The sequence below is a fragment of the Streptomyces sp. MUM 2J genome (assembly GCF_022414535.1).
Taxonomy (GTDB): Bacteria; Actinomycetota; Actinomycetes; order Streptomycetales; family Streptomycetaceae; genus Streptomyces.
The window spans coordinates 163517-179025 of record NZ_JADWYM010000003.1 but is presented as its reverse complement, the minus strand read 5'-3'; the positions used below and the strand labels follow the sequence as shown (position 1 = coordinate 179025).

Annotated in this window: 14 protein-coding genes; 10 read left to right on the top strand and 4 right to left on the bottom strand. The window is 73.9% G+C overall.

Annotation, left to right across the window (positions count from 1 at the left end; all coding sequences use genetic code 11):
- Positions 1–225: 225 nt before the first annotated feature.
- Positions 226–1257: a lactonase family protein gene (locus I3F54_RS04300; RefSeq protein ID WP_240117218.1), complete on the top strand. Its 1032-nt coding sequence runs from the start codon at positions 226–228 to the stop codon at positions 1255–1257.
- A gap of 148 nt (positions 1258–1405) precedes the next feature.
- On the opposite strand, the gene I3F54_RS04295 is transcribed toward I3F54_RS04300, so the two are convergent.
- Together I3F54_RS04295 and I3F54_RS04290 are read right to left on the bottom strand one after the other, a co-directional pair.
- Positions 1406–2326 carry a sirohydrochlorin chelatase gene (locus I3F54_RS04295; RefSeq protein WP_240117217.1) on the bottom strand — a complete coding sequence of 307 codons (921 nt, stop codon included), beginning with the start codon at positions 2324–2326 and terminating at the stop codon, positions 1406–1408.
- Positions 2327–2475: 149 nt separating this feature from the next.
- Positions 2476–3495, bottom strand: coding sequence for a BadF/BadG/BcrA/BcrD ATPase family protein (locus I3F54_RS04290; RefSeq protein WP_240117216.1), 1020 nt, complete (start codon positions 3493–3495; stop codon positions 2476–2478).
- Positions 3496–3723: 228 nt separating this feature from the next.
- On the opposite strand from I3F54_RS04290, the gene I3F54_RS04285 reads away from it, so the two are divergent.
- From I3F54_RS04285 to I3F54_RS04245, 9 genes are all read left to right on the top strand, one after another.
- Complete coding sequence (locus I3F54_RS04285; protein WP_240117215.1) at positions 3724–4401, top strand: uracil-DNA glycosylase; 678 nt, start codon at positions 3724–3726, stop codon at positions 4399–4401.
- Between the two features lie 303 nt (positions 4402–4704).
- Positions 4705–5055 (top strand): NADH-quinone oxidoreductase subunit A, encoded by a 351-nt coding sequence (locus I3F54_RS04280; RefSeq protein ID WP_240117214.1) that lies wholly within the window; start codon positions 4705–4707, stop codon positions 5053–5055.
- Positions 5046–6362, top strand: a complete 1317-nt coding sequence (locus I3F54_RS04275) for a hypothetical protein (protein ID WP_240117213.1) — start codon at positions 5046–5048, stop codon at positions 6360–6362. Before I3F54_RS04280 ends, I3F54_RS04275 begins: the two co-directional genes overlap by 10 nt.
- Positions 6355–7284, top strand: coding sequence for an NADH-quinone oxidoreductase subunit H (locus I3F54_RS04270; protein WP_240117212.1), 930 nt, complete (start codon positions 6355–6357; stop codon positions 7282–7284). Before I3F54_RS04275 ends, I3F54_RS04270 begins: the two co-directional genes overlap by 8 nt.
- A 13-nt stretch (positions 7285–7297) precedes the next feature.
- Positions 7298–7867 carry an NADH-quinone oxidoreductase subunit J gene (locus I3F54_RS04265; protein WP_240117211.1) on the top strand — a complete coding sequence of 190 codons (570 nt, stop codon included), beginning with the start codon at positions 7298–7300 and terminating at the stop codon, positions 7865–7867.
- Positions 7864–8169 (top strand): NADH-quinone oxidoreductase subunit K, encoded by a 306-nt coding sequence (locus I3F54_RS04260; protein WP_240117210.1) that lies wholly within the window; start codon positions 7864–7866, stop codon positions 8167–8169. The genes I3F54_RS04265 and I3F54_RS04260 overlap by 4 nt, the downstream gene beginning before the upstream one ends.
- Positions 8166–10037: an NADH-quinone oxidoreductase subunit L gene (locus I3F54_RS04255; protein WP_240117209.1), complete on the top strand. Its 1872-nt coding sequence runs from the start codon at positions 8166–8168 to the stop codon at positions 10035–10037. Before I3F54_RS04260 ends, I3F54_RS04255 begins: the two co-directional genes overlap by 4 nt.
- 6 nt (positions 10038–10043) lie before the next feature.
- The gene (locus I3F54_RS04250) at positions 10044–11549 is read left to right on the top strand and encodes a NuoM family protein (protein ID WP_240117208.1); all 1506 of its coding nucleotides are present in this window, start codon (positions 10044–10046) and stop codon (positions 11547–11549) included.
- Positions 11546–12967: an NADH-quinone oxidoreductase subunit N gene (locus I3F54_RS04245; protein WP_240117207.1), complete on the top strand. Its 1422-nt coding sequence runs from the start codon at positions 11546–11548 to the stop codon at positions 12965–12967. The genes I3F54_RS04250 and I3F54_RS04245 overlap by 4 nt, the downstream gene beginning before the upstream one ends.
- A 126-nt stretch (positions 12968–13093) precedes the next feature.
- On the opposite strand, the gene I3F54_RS04240 is transcribed toward I3F54_RS04245, so the two are convergent.
- Both I3F54_RS04240 and I3F54_RS04235 read right to left on the bottom strand, forming a co-directional pair.
- Positions 13094–14038 (bottom strand): hypothetical protein, encoded by a 945-nt coding sequence (locus I3F54_RS04240; protein WP_240117206.1) that lies wholly within the window; start codon positions 14036–14038, stop codon positions 13094–13096.
- 194 nt (positions 14039–14232) lie between these two features.
- The gene (locus I3F54_RS04235; protein WP_240117205.1) at positions 14233–15318 is read right to left on the bottom strand and encodes an exo-alpha-sialidase; all 1086 of its coding nucleotides are present in this window, start codon (positions 15316–15318) and stop codon (positions 14233–14235) included.
- Positions 15319–15509: the final 191 nt, after the last annotated feature.

Genomic DNA, 15509 nt, shown 5'->3' with positions numbered 1-15509 from the left:
CAGGCGCGGCCCACGGCGGGGGACGGTCCCCGTCATCCCGTCAGTCCGCCGTACGGCTCGCCGCCGCCCTCTGGACGCCTCTCCGTGCCCCGGTACCGCCCCGGCCCACGGGTCCCCGACAGCGGGCGACGCGCGCCGCGCCACGAGCCGGGGTCTTGGTCTAGACCTGGCCCGGCCGACTGCTACCGTCGCCCCGGGACACTGCGGCGACGAGAGGGGACAGCCGTGGCACACGGCGGAAGACTGCGGGCGTTCATCGGGTCCTTCACTGCGGCCGGCGGCCCCGGCATCGTCACGGCGGCCGTGGCAGCCGACACGGGCTCCCTGACCCTTCTGAGCACGGTGAACCGCCTCCCGGACCCTTCCTACCTGGCCCTCTCGCCCGACGGCGGCACCCTCTACGCGGTCAGCGAGACCGCCGAGGGGACCGTCGCCGCCTACCGTGTGGACGGCGGCAGGCCGGAACCTGCCGGACCGCGTGTCCCGGTGGGCAGCGGCCCCACCCATCTCACCGTGTACCGGGGACATGTGCTGACCGCCGACTACGGCTCCGGCAGCGTCACCGCCGTACCCGTGCGCGCCGACGGCAGCCTCGCGCCCGCCCCGTCCGGCGTGCTCCACCACACCGGCTCCGGCCCGCACGCCCCACGCCAGCACGGCCCGCACGCCCACCACGTGCAGCCCGACCCGAGCGGCCGGTGGATGGTCAGCGTCGATCTCGGGACCGACTCGGTACGGGCCTGCACCCTCACCGACGGCAGCCCGGTCCTGCACCGCGAGACCGCGCTGCGGCCCGGCTCCGGACCCCGGCACCTGGCCTTCCACCCGTCCGGCGACCACGCCTACATCGTCAACGAACTCACCCCGACCGTGACCGTCTGCCGCTGGGACGCCGCCGACGGGACGCTGAAGCCGCTCGCCGAGACACCGGTGCTGCCCGCCGCGCCCGCCGGGGACGCCTACCCCTCGGGCATCGCCGTCTCACCGGACGGCCGCTTCGTGTGGACCGCGACGCGCGGCGAGGACGTGCTGTCCGTGTTCACCGTCACGGCGGAGGGCGAGGTGCTGCGACCGGCCGGAACCGTGCCCTGCGGTGGGCACTGGCCGCGCGCGATCGCCCAGGCGCACGGCGTGCTGTACGTCGCCAACGAGCGCTCCGGGGACGTCACCTGGTTCACGCTCGACCCGGACACGGGGCTGCCGCGGCGGGCCGGTGCGATCGAGGTGCCCGCGGCGTCCTGCGTGGTCCTCGGCTGATCCCGCCGCCCGGTCCGCTCCCGCCCGCGCACGACGTCCCCCGGTCGGCGGGGCCCGTCCCCCGGCCCGCGCACCCGGACGCCGCAGGGCCCGTTCCGGCATTCGGAGCGGGCCCTGCTTTCCGCGGCGTCCAAGGAGTGCGGGCGACTCAGTGGGCGGCGCCCTGCGGCTGCTGGGGGGTGATGCCCAGCGCAGACGTGTACTTCGCCAGGGCGAGCTTGCCGACCGCGGGGTAGGGGCCGAGGGCCTCCGCGGCGGAGCAGCCGGCCTCCTTGGCCGCCTCCTCGATCAGCGTCGCGTCGATCTCGGGACCGATCAGGTACGGCGCCAGCGCCAGCTGCTGCGAACCCGAGGACCGCAGCTGCTCGGCCACGGACATGATCGAACCCTCCTGGTCCAGGGCGGCGGCCATGACCGGCACGGCGAGGCGCGCGGCGAGCAGCATGCCGGTGATCCCCGCCGCCTGGACGGCTTCCTCGCCGCCCACCGAGGCCAGGACGATACCGTCGGCGGCGGTGGCCACGGTGAACAGACGGGCCCGGTCGGCACGCGCCAGGCCGGCCTCGGACAGGCGCACGTGCAGCGCCTCGGCCAGCAGCGGGTGCGGCCCGAGCACGTCGGTGAGTTCGGCCGCGACACGGCTGTCCATGAGGGCCTGGCGCATCTGGCGCAGGAGTGCACTGTCCGGACCGGCCAGCAGCGGCACGACGACGGCGACAGGGCCCTCGGGGGCCTTGGCCTCCACCCCTGCGGCCAGGGCCTGCTCGTAGCGGGTGGTGCGCTCGTCGGCTGCGTGCGCCAGCACCGCCCGCAGCGTCGGGAACTCCGTGTCGTCCCCGTCGACGTAGCCGATCCGGGCGTCCAGGCCGGGCAGTTCGGAGCGGGCGATGCTCACGACCTCCTCGGCGAGGCCGCGAACGGCGGCGCTGGGCGTGCCCGGCACCGCGAGGACGAGCGCGGGCGCGCCCTCGGGAGCCGCCAGGGGCTCGGGGCGGCGGTGCCGCCCGGGCTGGCGGGGGCGCGGCATTCGTACGGGCAGGCCGGACGCGGGCCCAGTGGGGGAACTCATGGCGCCGCATGTTACTTGTTTCCGCGGTTCCCCTGTTCGGGGAGGGTGCAGGTGAGCGGTATCCGTCCGGTTTTGTCTGATGAGGTACGGACGGATCAGAAGTGATCAGCTGGTCGCCCGGGCCGCACGCGCCCGGCGGCGGCCGGTCCTCAACCTCGCTCCGTGGCCACCACCTGCAACATCTGCCCGTCGGCGGGAAGGGCGAGCGGGCCCGTGGCGAGGTCGGTCGCGAGGCGTACCGCTCCGTTCAGCGGGTCGCCGGCGGCGGGCACCCGACGGGCGTGTGGCAGCAGCCGCGCCAGCTCCCGTGCCAGCGGGGCGAGCAGCGGTTCGCCCATCCTGAACAGTCCGCCGGTGAGTGCGAGGAGCGGCTCTCCGCCGGCCGGGCACACCGCGCACGCCGACTCCGCCATGTGCCGGGCCGCCGTGGCCAGGATGCCGACGGCGACCTGATCGCCGTCGGCGGCGCAGCCGGCCACCCGGGGGGCGAAGGAGGCGAGTACCGCGGGCCGGTCGGCCCGCGGGTACAGCCGGCCGGGCAGCACCTGCACCGGCCCGAACGCCTCCTCAGCGCGGGCCAGCAGTCCCGCCGAGCCGCCCGGCCGACCGTCGTGGGCCCGCAGGGCGGCCTCCAGGCCGGCCCGGCCGATCCAGGCTCCGCTGCCGCAGTCGCCCAGCAGATGGCCCCAGCCGTCCGCACGCCGCCAGCCGACCAGGTCGGTGCCGACGGCGATCAGCCCCGTGCCGGCGGCGATCACCGCGCCCGGCCGGGAACCGAGGGCACCGCAGTAGGCGGTCACGGCGTCGGCGGCCAGGGCCAGCCGCCGCACGCCGAAGGCGCGGCGCAGCGCACCCGGCAGTTCGGCACGCAGCGCGTCGCCGAGCGTGCCCAGCCCGGCCGCCCCGACCACGGCCGCGGACGGCTGCGGCGCACCGGCCTCCACGGTCAGCGCCTCCACCAGCGGGACCAGACGCTCCATCAAGTGGTCCGCGTCGACGCCCCGCGCACCGGTCGGCACCGGCTGAGCGGTGGACCGCTGCCCGAGCACGCCGCGCCGGGCCGTGCCCACGGCCACCCGCAGCCCGGAGCCTCCCGAGTCCACCGCGAGGAAACCGGTGTCCCGACCGGCGGACGGGCCGGCTTCGGCCTGCGGCAGTCCGGAGGTCACGGCAGGCGCCGGACGCCCGGCCGGATCGGCGGGACGCGATCACCGCGGCGGAGCTGCTCGATCACTGGACGCAACAGGCTCCCCGCCTTCCCTGTGGCCGGCTGCACGCCCTGCTGGACCGGCACGACGACCTCGACGAGGAGGAAGAGTAGCGCCGGGAGACGCGTCCGTGCGTGGGGCTTGGGCGTGTGTGCGGGACCGTGGTGTGTGCCAGTAGGGTGACGCGGTGTGGCACCACGACCCTTGCATGAACTGGTTGAAGCAGGCTGGGCGAAGGCTCTTGAACCCGCCGCCGAACGCATCGCTGCGATGGGGGACTTCCTGCGGGCCGAGATAGCGGCCGGCCGGACCTACCTCCCGTCCGGAGCCGACGTCCTGAGGGCTTTCCGGCAGCCCTTCGACGACGTACGGGTCCTGATCGTCGGTCAGGATCCCTATCCCACCCCCGGGATGGCCATCGGCCTGAGTTTCGCGGTCGCGCCCGAGGTGCGTTCGCTGCCGGGCAGTCTGGAGAACATCTTCCGCGAGATGCACACCGATCTCGGACTGCCCAGGCCGTCCAACGGTGATCTGACGCCGTGGACCGAGCAGGGGGTGCTGCTGCTGAACAGGGCGCTCACCACCGCTCCGCGCAAGCCCGGGGCCCACCGGGGCAAGGGCTGGGAGGAAGTGACCGAGCAGGCCATCCGGGCGCTGGCGGCGCGCGGCAAGCCGCTGGTGTCGATCCTTTGGGGCCGGGACGCCCGGAATCTGCGGCCGCTGCTCGGGGACCTCCCGGCGATCGAGTCCGCCCATCCCTCCCCCATGTCCGCCGACCGCGGCTTCTTCGGTTCGCGTCCGTTCAGCAGGGCCAACGACCTGCTGGTCGGCATGGGCGCACAGCCGGTGGACTGGCGCCTGCCGTGAGGTGTGCCGCGGGGGCGGCCCGGTTTCGGGTGCCGTGACCGTGATGATCGGCGGATGCCGCATGCCGAGGCCATGGGGGTGATGCCCCGGCTCCGTCGCGGCAGTTCGCCTTGGGCCGTGCCGCCATGGCACCGCAGTGTGGGGGGTCATGCCCCTTCGGGGCACGCGGCGGGTCGGTGCGGTGGGAAGGGAGCGGTCGGTGACGGCAGGGACGGAGGCCGCTGGGGCGGACGTGCGGAGCGTCGGCGTGGCGGGACGCGTGTCCTCCCGTACGCCGGGTGGCGCGGTGCGCGGTGAGGGGCGGTGAGCGGTTTCACGGCCGCGCTGTGCCTGCTGGGCGTGGCGGTACTGGCGGTCGCCGGGGTGTACGGGGCCGCCCGGGCGTTCCGCGTCCCGCACGGCCCGCTGCCCGCGCAGCCGTTCGGGTCCGGGCTCGAACCCGCCGAGCACGCGGTCAGCCGGTTCCATGTGCGCTGGTACACGGTGACGATGCTCTTCCTCGCCTTCGACATGGAGATGGTCTTCATGTACCCGTGGACACTCGTGATCTCCGCGATGGGCCCGAGCGCGGTGATCGAGATGTTCGTCTTTCTCGCCGTCCTGCTCGCAGGCGTCGTCTACGCCTGGAGGGAGGGGGCACTGCGATGGGCCTGAGGGCCGTTCTGCTGCGTGCGGCCGCGGCCCGGCCGCACGTGCTGCTGGTGACCGTGCCGGGCGGGACGGCGGTGCGGCTGGCCGCCGAGCGTGAGCTGCGGTCGCGGGGCTGGCCGTCGGCCTCCACCCCTGCCGGGGCCGACCTGATGGTCGTCGCGGGGCCCGACTGCGCGCCGCTGCGGTCGGTACTGGAGCGGCTGTGGCAGGACATGCCGCAGCCGCGTGCCCGTGTGCGGGCGACGGTGCCCGGCACAGTGTCGTCCGTGCTCGACGTGGCCCGCGACCGGCTGAGTTCCCCCGGCCGCCCGCGCACCGACGCCGAGCGGACGGCCCACGGGAAGGGGCACCGCGGACCCGAGCGGCCCGGCGGCCGTGGACACGACCGCCGGACGGAGCGAAGCCGCCACACCGGAAACGGCGGACACGGTGTGCACGGCGGTCACGCGGACCACGGCGGTGGTCACGGCAGCCACCGCGAGCACGGCGGCCACGACGGCCACGGGAACGGCGACATGGGGTTGCCGGGCGGGTTGCCGCTGGCCGGGCGGGGTGAGGATCGCGACGGTCTGACGCTGGACCGTCTGCATGTGCCGCTGGGACCGTTCCTGGCCGACTGGCCGGCGGGACTGACCGTCCGTCTGGTGCTGCAGGGCGACGTCGTCCAGCGGGCCGCCCTCGACCGGCCGGCCGCCCGCACATCGGCCGATCCGTTCTGGACCCGGCCGTGGACCAGGGCCGCGGCAGGCGAGCCGGTGGCCTCGGGGGAGGCCGCGCGACGGCGGGCAGCGGCGCATCTGGACAGCCTGGGCCGGCTGCTGTCGGTGGCGGGCTGGCCGGCCGAGGCGGTGACCGCCCGGCGGCTGCGCGACGATCTGCTGGAGGGGGCACCCGCTTCGGTGGCCCTGCCCCGGGCGGAGCGTCTCGCCCGGCGAGTCGGCCGATCACGGACCCTGTACTGGCTGACGCGTGGCATCGGCCCCCTGAGCGCGGCCGACGCGCGGGCAGCGGGGGTGAGCGGACCGGCTGCCCGGGCGGACGGAGACGTACCGGCTCGGTACCGGCGGTGGCTCACCGACGTGGTGGACGACGTGCGGCGGTCGGAGGACACCGCTCCGCTGGATCCCGTGGCGCGGGAGAGCCCGCGCGGCCGGTGGGACGCCGGGCGCCCGCCGTCGGTCGCCCTGGCCGACGTGCTTCCCGGCCTGCTGATGGGAGCCGAGCTGGGCGCGGCCCGGCTCATCGTCGCCAGTCTCGACCCGGATCCCGACGAACTCGCCGTCCGTCGGGCGGAGGCGGCCCGTGGTTGAGGCGGGGGCATGGTGGACGGTGCCGGCCGCTCCGGCGGTGCTGCTCGGGTTCGCGGTGCTGGCGGTGGTCGGCGACGCGGCGCTGGACGCCCGCAGCGCGGGCCGGCCGCTCACCCTCGACACCGTGGTGCGACCGCTTCTCGCCGTGTCGCGCGCGCTTTCGGCGCAGCCGCGGCGGCTGCCCGCGCCGGACCGGCTGTTGTGGCGGGCGGGCGTGATCACGGTACCGACGGCCGCTGTGCTGTCCACGCTGGTGATCCCGTTCGGCGACCGCGTCGTCGCCGATCTGTCCGTCGGAGTGGTCTGGTTCAACGCCATGGAGGCGCTGACCTGGGCCGGGCTGTGGTTGGCCGGCTGGGGGCCGAACGCCGCGTTCTCCCTGATCGGCGGCTACCGTTTCCTCGCCCAGGGCCTGGCCTACGAGCTGCCGCTGATGTTCGCGCTGATCTCGGCCGCCACGGGCGCCCGGTCGCTGCGGGTCACCGACATCGCCGGGGCCCAGCACGGTCTGTGGTACGCGGTGTGGATGCCGTTCGCGTTCGTCGTCTACCTGGCCGGCGTGCTGGCCTTCAGCTTCCTGGGGCCCTTCGCCTACCCGGCGGGCCGCGACGTCGCCGGCGGCGTACTGGGGGAGACGTGCGGGGTGGACCGTCTGCTGCTGCAGGCCGGGCGGTGGTTGTGGCTGGCGGCCGGCGCGGCGATGGCGGTGCCGCTGTTCCTGGGCGGCGGTGCCGGACCCGGGCTGCCGTCCTGGGCCTGGTCGCTGGCCAAGACGCTGCTGGTGCTGGGGCTGTTGGTGTGGGCGCCGCGCAGGATGCCGGCGATCCGCGCCGATCGGTACGTGGAGCTGGCCTGGGTGCTGCTCCTGCCGCCTGCGGTCCTGCAGGTCCTGGTGCCGGCCCTGGTCGATCTCAACCTCTAGGGAAGGAGAGGTCATGGGTACGACGGGCACGGTGCTGCTGTGGGTGCTGGCTCTGCTCGCCCCGGCCTTCGGCGTTCTGGTCTTCACGATGAACTCGATGGCCCGGGTCACGTTCGCGCTGCTGGCCTGTCTGGTGTGCGTCGGCGGCATGGTGACCGTGCTGGGGCTGCCGTACCTGGGTGTGGTCATCGTCCTGATGATGGTCATGGAGATGGTGATCATGGCCGTGTTCATGATCGCCTACATGATGAACCCGGCCGGTCTGATGCCCATGTCGATGCTGCACAACAGGCGCGGCGCGCTGGCGATCAGCGGCTCCGTGTTCGCCGCCCTGACTGCGGGGATCTTCCTGGTGTCCTGGCCGGACCGCGTGGGTGCCCGCCCGCGGAACACGACCTTCCAGATCGGCGCGGCGCTGATGAGGGAGCAGATGCTGACCATGATCACGCTCGGGTTCGTGCTGCTGGCCACCATGGTGGGCGCCACCGTGCTGGCCACCCGCCGCGGCCGGTACGACCGCTACGGCGACGACCTCCGCCAGCGGCCAGCGCAGGACCCGGCCGGTGGGGGAGTGGGGCGATGACGTTCGAACTCCTCCTGGTGCCGGCGGCAGGGCTGTTCTGCACCGGCCTGTTCGGCGCGTTGTCCCAGCAGTCCATCGTCATGGTCATGATGGGGATCGAGCTGATGATCGGCGGCATCGTCGTCGCCGCTGCCGATTTCTGGCACTTCCTGGCCCCGGCCGCCGCGAGTGGCCAGGTGGTGATCGCGGCCGCGGTGGTGGCGATGGCCGTCGAGATGGCCATGGGCTTCGCCGTCACCACCGCCCTCTACCGCGCCCGCCAGGTCGACATGACCGACATGGCCGGGGACCTCAAGGGATGAGCGGCCTGCTCTGGCTGCTGATCTCCCTTCCCCTGGGCGGGGGCGCGGTGCTCGTCCTGACGGGGCCCCGCTCGCCCCGCACGGTCCCTGCCCTGGGTGTGGCGGTGGCCGCGGCGACCCTGGGCGCGGCCGTGGCCGCCGCGGTGACCCGGCCGACGGCGAGCGCGCCCCTGTTCGCCGGGATGCGGGCCGGACTGACGGTGGACGGCCTGTCCGCGGTGATGGTGGTCACCGTCGCCGCCGTCACCACCGCGGTCCTCGCCTTCGCCGCGGGCGAGTTCACCGCCGCTGAGAACCGGGGCCGCTTCTTCGGGCTGATGCTTCTCTTCGCCGGCGCGATGCTCGTCACCGTCACGGCGACCACGCTGCCGCTGCTGCTGATGGCCTGGGAGGCGATGGGCGCCACCAGCTGGGCACTGATCGGCTTCTGGTGGCGGCGGCCCGGACGGGCGAAGGCCGCCGACGTCGCGTTCCTGACCACCCGCACCGCCGACCTAGGGCTCTATCTGGCCGCCGGCGCCGCCCTGGCCGGCGGGGACGGTTCACTGAGCCTGGACGCCCTGCCGCACGCCGCACCACCGTGGCTGCACGTGATCACCGCGGGTGTCGTCGCCGCGGCCCTGGGGAAGTCCGCGCAACTGCCCTTCTCCTTCTGGCTGTCGCGGGCCATGCAGGGCCCCAGCCCGGTCTCCGCCCTGCTGCACTCGGCGACCATGGTCGCCGCCGGCGCCTACCTGCTGCTGCGCCTGCACCCGCTGGTGGCCACCACCGGCTGGGCCGGTCCGCTGGTCGCCTGGACCGGTGCCCTCACCGCCCTGGCCCTGGGCGTGGTCGCCGTGGCCCAGACCGACCTCAAACAACTGCTCGCGGCGTCCACATCCGCACAGATCGGCTTCATGGTGCTGGCCGCGGGCAGCGGCGGAGTCGCCGCCGGCACCACCCAGCTCGTCGCGCACGCCGCCACCAAGTCCGCGCTGTTCCTTGCCGCGGGGGCCTGGCTGACGGCGCTGGGCACCAAGCGATTGCCCGCCCTGCGCGGTGCCGCCCGCCGCTACCGGCTGGTCGGTGCGGCCTTCACCGTCTGCGCGCTCACCCTGGCCGGTCTGCCTCCGCTCTCCCTGTGGGCGGCCAAGGACGAGGTCCTCGCCACCGCTCGGGCCGAGGGGGCCGGGCTGTACACCGTGGGGCTGGTGGCGGCAGCCGTGTCGGCCGTCTACAGCGTCAAGGCCGTCCGCTGCGTCACCCGCCCCCTTCCCGAGGACCCGGAGTCCGGCTACGACACCGAACAGCGCGGAACCCGGCGCATCGCCCCCACCACACCCCTGCCGCTGCTCCTGCTCACCCTTGCCGCAGCGGTGCTGGGGGTGCTGGCCCTGCCCGGCCCCGCGGCCTGGCTGAAGGACCTCGTCGGCGCCGCGGGCGAGCCCGGTCCCCGGCCCTGGGAGCTGGTCCTGTCCGCCGGTGTCGCCCTCGCCGCCGCCGGTCTGGCGTGGTGGTGGGGTGCCCGTCCGGCGCCCGTGCCGGACGCCCCCGCACGCGCGGCACAGGGCTGGCTGCACCTGGAGCGAGTGGCGTGGACCGTCGTGGTGCGGCCCGTGCTGGGCCTCGCGCGAGCGCTGGCCGTCTTCGACGACCGGGTCGTCGACGGTGCCGTACGGCAGACGGCACGCGGCGGTCTCGCCGCCGCCCGGTTCGCCCGCCGCCTGGACGACGGTGGCATCGACGCCGCCGTCCGCGCGATCTCCTCCGGCGCCCGGAGCCTGGGCCGGTGGGCGCGCCGCCCGCAGTCCGGACTGCTCCACCAGTACTACGCCCAGGCCGCCGTCTGCTTCTCCGTGCTGGTCCTGATCATCCTGTTGGTGAGGTAACCCGCTGTGCTGAGTGTCGTCACCTTTCTGCCGCTGCTGGTGTGCGCGGTCATGCTGCTCCTGCCGCGCGTCCTGACCGACCGTGCGTACGTCCGGATCTGGATCACCGCCGCCGCCGTCGACCTCGCCCTGGTCGTCGCGCTGTGGGCGGGCTTCGACGCCGGCGGCGGAATGCAGTACGAGCAGCGGGCACGCTGGATCCCCAGCGCCGGGGTCGGCTACCACGTGGGCGTCGACGGGCTGTCCCTGCCCCTGGTGGCCCTCACCTGCCTGCTGTTCCTCGCCGTCGCCGTGTACTCGCTGCGCGAGCACCGGCGGACACGCTCCTACGTCTGCCTGTTCCTCTTCCTGCAGACCGTCAGCACGGGGCTGTTCGTCGCCCTCGACCTGATCCTGTTCTTCGTCTTCTTCGACCTGTCGATCGTCGGCATGTTCTTCGTCATCGCCGGCTGGGGCCACGGCGAACGCGCCCGTGCGGCGGCGCTGAAGTTCTTCCTCTACACCTTCGTCGGCTCCCTGGCCCTGCTGCTCGGTTTCATCGGCCTCTATCTGGCCGCGGACCCGCACACCTTCGACATCACCGACCTCGTGCGCGCCGACCCGCTGGCCGGACGCGGCCCGTACGCCGGACTCGTCCTGCTGGCCGTCGGCGTCGGACTGGCGGTCAAGACACCCACCGTGCCCTTCCACACGTGGCTGCCACCCGCCCACACCGACGCCCCCGCCGCCGGTTCGGCGATCCTTGCCGGGGTCCTGCTGAAGATGGGGACCTACGGGTTCGTCCGCATCGCCATGCCGCTGCTCCCCGGCAGCTGGCGCCACTACGCCCTGGTCATCGTCGTCGTCGGGGTCGTCTCCGTCGTGTACGGGGCGCTGGTCGCGCTGGCGCAGAGCGACTTCAAACGCATGATCGCGTACACGTCCGTCAACCACATGGGCTACGTCGTCCTCGCCGTCGGCGCCGCCGGGAGCCTGGCCGGAACCGACACCCAGGCCCGCTCCCTCGCCGTCACCGGTGCCGTCACCCAGATGGTCAGCCACGGACTCATCACCGGAGCCCTGTTCCTGCTCACCGGTGTGCTGTACGACCGCGGCGGCACGTACGCGATCGACGCCTACTCCGGCATGGCCGCCCACGCCCCGCGCTTCGCCGCGGCCACGGCCGTCGCCGCGTTCGCCAGTCTCGGCATCCCCGGGTTCTCCGGCTTCATCGCCGAGTTCCAGATCTTCACCGGCTCGCTCGCCTCCCGGACGACCGCCACCGCCATCGCCCTGACCGGCATCCTCGTCACCGCCGCCCTGTTCCTGACCGCGCTGCGGCGCATGTTCCTGGGCGCCCCGCGCCTCCCACCGGCCGTCCCCGCCGCCGGCATCACGGACCTGCACCACCACGAGGCCCTCCCCACCGTCGCCCTGCTCGCCCTCGCCACGGTGATCGGCGTCGTCCCCCGCTGGCTCCTGGACGTCATCGAACCGGCCGGTCGCACCCTGGCCCGGCTGGTGGCCCGGTGAACGAGAACCTCACCGCCCTCGTCCCCGAACTCGGCCTGCTCGGCGCCGCCGTCATCGGCCTGCTCAGCGGCTCCTGGCTGCCGCGCCGACGCCAGTGGGCCATCGCCGTCCTGGCCGTCGCCGCCTGTGTGGCCGGGCTGGTGGCCACCGCCGCCACCCTGGCCACCGACCGCGAACAGACGGTGTTCTCCCACGCCTTCGCCGTGGACACGGCGACCGGCGTCGGCCGCCTCGTCGTCCTCACCGCCCTGCTGCTGATCACCGGAATGTCCACGGAGACCGTGCGGGGCCACGCCCGGGAGACCGAGTACTGGGTGCTCCTGCTGATGACCGGCGCCGGCACCCTCGCCCTGATCGGCGCGAACGACCTGCTGATGCTCTTCGCCGCCTACCTGCTCGCCAGCATCCCCGCGTACGCCCTCGCCGCCTTCGCCAAGGACGCCTCCGGTACGGAAGCCGCCCTGAAGTACTACCTGATGGGTGCCCTGCTCGGCACCACCATGCTCGCCGGCACCGCCGTCCTCTACGCCGTCGGCCACGGCACCCTCTACCGTGGACTGAACGCCGCCCTGCCCACCGCCCCCTACGGCCTCGTCGCCGTCGGCCTCGTGGGTGTCCTCGCCGGACTCGTCTTCAAGGCCGGTGCCGTGCCCGCCCACTTCTGGGTACCCGACGTCACCGAGGGCGCCCCCGCACCGGTCGCCGCCTACGTCACCACCCTGCCCAAGGTCGGCGGCCTGATCGCGGGCTACCGGCTCCTCCACCAGGCCCTGCCCGGCAGCGACGTCAACTGGCCGCTGCTGCTGGCGATCCTCGCCGCGGTCACCATGACCCTGGGCAACTTCGCGGCCTTCTTCCAGCGCTCCGTCACCCGCCTGCTCGCCTACTCCACCATCAGCCAGGTCGGCTACCTCCTGATGGCTCTCGCCGTCGCCACCCGCACCGACCTGGCCCAGAGGAGCCTCCTGTGCTACCTGGCCGCCTACGCCGCCACCAACCTCGGCGTCTTCGCGGTCGTCACCGAACTGCCCCACGCCCGTTCCCTGGACGACTACCGCGGCCTCGGCCGCCACCGCCCCGGCCTCGCCGCCGTGCTCGTCGTCTGCCTCCTGGGCCTGGTCGGCACCCCGCCCACCGGCGTCTTCCTCGGCAAACTGGAGGTCTTCACCGCGACCATCGACGGCGGCTACACCTGGCTCGCTGTCCTCGCCGTCGCCAACACGGTCGCCTCCCTCTTCTACTACCTGCGCTGGCTCGCCCCCGTGTTCACCACCACCGCCCCCGCGCCCGCCGCCACCCAGGTGGCGCTGGGCCGCTGGGCCGCCGTCACCGCCTATGCGGCAGCCGTGCTTTCCCTGGCGCTCGGCATCGCCGGACAAACCGTCCTCACCCTCACCGACGGACCGCTGCTGCCGTGACCTGCACGGCGAGTGCCGAACCCACGTCCGGGAGCCCCCGTTCCTCGTTGCCGAGCGGTCCGGAAGACCCTCCTGTGGCCCGGCCGCCGGCGGAGGCGACGTCCACCAGCGGTGAGCGGAAGCCGCCTACGGTCCGGCGAAACGGGCGGCGCCGGAGAACCTCAGTGGAACCGGCAGTGCGCCGGAGGTCAGTTGCGCGGCCAGGGCCTGGGCCTCCTGCTTCGTGAAGCCGCCGGCGATCTGCGCGTTTCCCCCCGTCAGTGCCTGTCCCACGGCGGGCGCCGACACGACTTCGCCGTCGACGACGATGGCGAACTCGTTCTGCGGTGGCGGATTCTTTGCAAGTTGCCCGGTGGCGGCGGCCAACCTGGCGCTTCCCGCGCCGGTGAAGGCCAACTCGATGATCCAGCCTCCCCCGTTGGTGTTGTAGGCCGCCCTGGCCGACTCGACGTCGCTGCCGGTCAGCATGGCCGGCCCCAGCTCGTACTTCGCCGGCGGCTGTCCTGACCTGCCGTGGGCGGCGCAGGCGAGGACGGGGACGTGGGCGCTCGCTTCCAGGTCGGGCCTGGGGTGAGCGCCGTCGGCGGAGCAGTCCAGCGTCGCGAACCCGGCGTCGAGGGAACGACCTGAGCCGGCCTTGCCGGTGGGAGCCGCCTGCGGGGTGGGGGAGACGTCGGCGCGGAGGTCCTGAGTGACGGCGCGGCCCAGTGGCGAGGAACCGGGACCGGGCCGATCCGTGGGCACCCCGGCGACCTGCTCCGCCAGAACGGGACGGAAGCGGAGTTGCCCGGATGACCCCAGCCCCTTCAACTGCTCCGTGGGATAGGGGCCGGTGGCGGAGACGGAGCCGCTCTTCGACTCGATCCGCACCTCTGCCATTCCCAGGTTCTCCGCCCGTTCCCGCATCCGGTCGACCGTCCGGGTCAGGGCATCGGCCGTGGCGGACGACGCCACGTCGAACGTCACCTGAGACCAGTCCGCGGTGGTGGGGGCTGCGCCGACCGCGGTGCCCGGCGGCGTCGCACCCGGCCGGGCCGGTGAGGTGCCCGAGCAGCCGGTCAGCACGGCCACGCCCATACACAGGACGAAGGACGCGTGTCTTGCCTGAAGGAAACGCACGGCGGGCAGCCTCTCATGTCGAACACCGCGTATGCCGGAAAATACGGACTCCGCCGGCGGACACCGCGGGGACGGGCATCACCCCGCCACCGTGCCGCAGCCGGCGGTCAACCGGTGGCAGTGGGCGGGTGGCGGGCCGGCGCGCCTCAGCCGACCACCGCCGCGCGCACGCACAGTACGTCGGGCAGGTGGGAGGCCAACTGCCGCCAGCTGTCGCCTTCGTCGGCCGAGGCGTACACCTCGCCGTTGCGGTTGCCGAAGTAGATCCCGGCCGGGTCGGCGTCGTCGGTGCACAGGGCGTCGCGCAGCACCGTGCCGTAGTGGTCGCCCTGCGGCAGGCCGGCGGAGAGCGGCTCCCACGTCCTGCCCGCATCGGCGGTGCGGAAGACCCGGCAGCGGCGTTCCGCCGGGACCCGGTCGGAGTCGGCGTTGATGGGGTAGACGTACGCCGTGTCCCCGCGGTGTGGATGGGCCGCGGCGGCGAAACCGAACGTGGAGGGCAGGCCCTCGCCGATGTCGGTCCAGTGGGCCCCCGCATCGTCGCTGCGGTACACCCCCCAGTGGTTCTGCAGGTACAGCCGGTCCGGGTCGGCCGCGTCCCGCGCGACCTTGTGCACGCACTGGCCGAACTCGGGGTGAGGGTCGGGCAGGAAGACCGCGGAGACACCGGAGTTGGACGGTGTCCAGCTCGTGCCGCCGTCGGTGGTGCGGAACACGCCCGCGGTCGACACGGCCACGGTCACCGCCCGCGGGTCCCGCCGGTCGGTGAGCACGGTGTGCAGTCCTTCCCCGCCGCCGCCCGGAACCCACTTCGAGCGCGTGGGATGTTCCCACAGCGCACGGACCAGCTCGAAGCTCTCGCCCCGGTCCTCGGAGCGGTACAGTGCCGCCGGTTCCGTGCCCGCGTAGACCACGTCCGGCTCGGCCGCCGCGGGGTGCAGTTGCCAGACCCGCTCCAGGGAGGCACCGGTGTCCAGCGGGAACTTCACCGCCGGCTTCCCCGGTTCGGCCCAGGTGCGGCCCAGGTCGTCGGAGTGGAACACCGACGGCCCCCAGTGCGAGCTGTCGCCGCCGGCCAGCAGCCGCGGGTGCTCCCCGCGGGTGTCCACGGCGACCGAGTAGATCGCCTGTGCGTTGAAGCAGGGACTCTCGTCGAACTCCCAGGCGCCACCGCGCCGGCGCCCGATGAACAGGCCCTTGCGCGTGCCCACGGCGAGCAGTACCTCGGTCATGCCGATCACCTCCGCGACGTCGTCCGGATGTCTCACTCACGGACTCGGGCCAGTCTGCACCCGGCCACTGACAGCCACCCCCCGACCGGTCGTCACCGCAGGTCGCAGCGGCGATCGTGGCAGACGGCGGTGATCTCCGAGACGGCTTCGCGGCAACGGGTGCGCGGCCGGCGCCACCGTGCGACCGTCGA